At 71.0% G+C, this 389-nt stretch carries 1 protein-coding gene; it reads right to left on the bottom strand.

Annotated features, from left to right (window positions below):
• A partial coding sequence (locus AC1DIO_RS35585) for a (2Fe-2S)-binding protein (protein ID WP_476854983.1) occupies positions 1 to 351 on the bottom strand: 351 nt, incomplete at its 3' end.
• Positions 352 to 389: the final 38 nt, after the last annotated feature.

Raw genomic sequence — 389 nt, 5'->3', positions numbered from 1 at the left:
GTCCTCGGCCGGGTCCAGCTTTCCCAGCCCGTTGAGGTACTCGGCGCTGAGGCCGTCCACCAGGGTGACGGTGGTGGCGGGGAGCATGGACTCGGCCACGTGGCCCGGGAACCGGGGGGCGATCTTGACCAGGGCGTTGGATTCCTCGACGCCGGCGGACATGATGCCGCGGGGCCGGTCCTCGTACAGCGAGTTGCCGGCGGCGAGCTGGCCGTTCGCGAGCAGGGCGGAGGCGAGGGTGTCGCCGGGGTGGCCGGTGAATTCACGGCCGTCCATGGTAAAGCGCCAGGTGACGCTGCGGTCGATGCGTCCGCCGGTGCTGAGGCGCGCGGGCTGCGGCTGAGCGGTCATTTGCTTGCTCCTTCCGGGGAGACGGGGCTGGGAAGTGT

Source organism: Allobosea sp. 05T439 (assembly GCF_056396005.1).
This window is presented reverse-complemented; position numbering and strand designations above follow the sequence as displayed.